The sequence below is a fragment of the Endozoicomonas sp. ONNA1 genome (genome assembly GCF_024606325.1).
GTDB lineage: Bacteria > Pseudomonadota > Gammaproteobacteria > Pseudomonadales > Endozoicomonadaceae > Endozoicomonas_A.
In genome coordinates this window covers 1-1380 of the sequence record NZ_JAHHPN010000155.1, presented here as the reverse complement: position 1 = coordinate 1380, position 1380 = coordinate 1, and the positions used below count along the sequence as shown (strand labels likewise).

Genomic DNA, 1380 nt, shown 5'->3' with positions numbered 1-1380 from the left:
TTCGCGCCTATCAGCCAACCATTCTCCGGATGCCCCTGCGAGTTTGACCGGCCCAAACAAATCTCCCTTCACGTAAAGGCTATCGACAAAGCCAGTTCGGCGGCTATTGTTGTGTGGCCTGATGGTTACCTTGTTCTTGGGTTTCGCAAAACGTCGTGCTGAGTTGCTCATGCTTGAGAGTATGGAGGGTGACAGGAGCGGCCTTACGCGCCGTGTTCTCGATGATTACAGCCCCCAAATGCTGGAACAGTTTATTGCAGTTACAGCGTCATGCACCATTATCGCATATGGCCTCTATACCGTTTCCCCTCAGGCGGTCTCCATCCATGGCAGTAGTAACTTGATCTACACTTTGCCTTTCGTGGTGTATGGCATATTTCGTTATCTCTTCCTCTTACATCGTCGAGCTCGCGGTAATGATACTGCGAAGGATCTTGTCCAAGATCGGCATTTGTTGGTCACTATCGCGGGATGGATTGGCACCACCCTTTGGGTGCTCTCATGAGCGTTTCAGCGAATCACCTTGAAGGCTGGAGGCTTAAGGCGTTAATTGTCTCGATCGTAGCCGCGGCTGCTGGCTATCTCGCGTTTTCCCTCTGGGGAGGATGGCACGAGGTATTGGCCGCCTTTGGCCGAATCGGTGTTATAGGTACGGTCATCGCGCTGAGTCTTTCGCTTGTGAATTACGGCCTGAGGTTTGTCCGTTGGCAAATGTATTTGCACCAGCTGGGGCACCCGGTCAATTGGAGGCCTAGCCTACGAATTTATTTGAGCGGGTTTGCTCTTACAACCACTCCGGGAAAGGCGGGGGAAGCGTTCCGTGGTGTGCTTCTCAAGCAACGCAATGTTCCTTTCCCGGCGACGTTTGCGGCCTTTATCAGCGAGCGACTCTCTGATCTTGTGGCCGTCGTGTTGCTGGCTCTCTTGGGTCTGGCTCAATATCCTCAGGCACAAGGTATTGTGTTGGCTGGTATCGTGGGTATTCTGGCGGTACTGATATGCTTTTCCAGCAAAACATTGCTCGAAAGATTCCACGCTTGGGCCTCTCTTCGAAAAGGCAAGTTTTCGGCTTTGATCACCCACGGTACGAGGATGTTGATAGACGCGAGACGCTGTCACAGCCCGGGCCTGCTGTTCGTCGCGACGTTAATCAGTCTTGTTGCCTGGGGTGCCGAAGCTTTGGCGTTCTACTGGATGCTTGGTTGGCTGGGCGCCGATGTCTCTTTGACCTTCGCTTTCTTTGTGTACGCACTTTCGATGCTAGCAGGCGCATTGAGCTTTCTGCCGGGAGGCCTGGGAAGCGCCGAGGCCGTGATGGTTTCGCTCTTGGTGCTCAAAGGCATGGCGACACCGGTGGCTGTTGCGGCAACCGTGTTCATA

Annotated in this window: 1 protein-coding gene; it reads left to right on the top strand. The window is 53.7% G+C overall.

Features of this window, described 5'->3' with window-relative positions; translation table 11 throughout:
* Positions 1-501: 501 nt before the first annotated feature.
* A partial coding sequence (locus KDK19_RS03610; protein ID WP_257291350.1) for a lysylphosphatidylglycerol synthase transmembrane domain-containing protein occupies positions 502-1380 on the top strand: 879 nt, incomplete at its 3' end.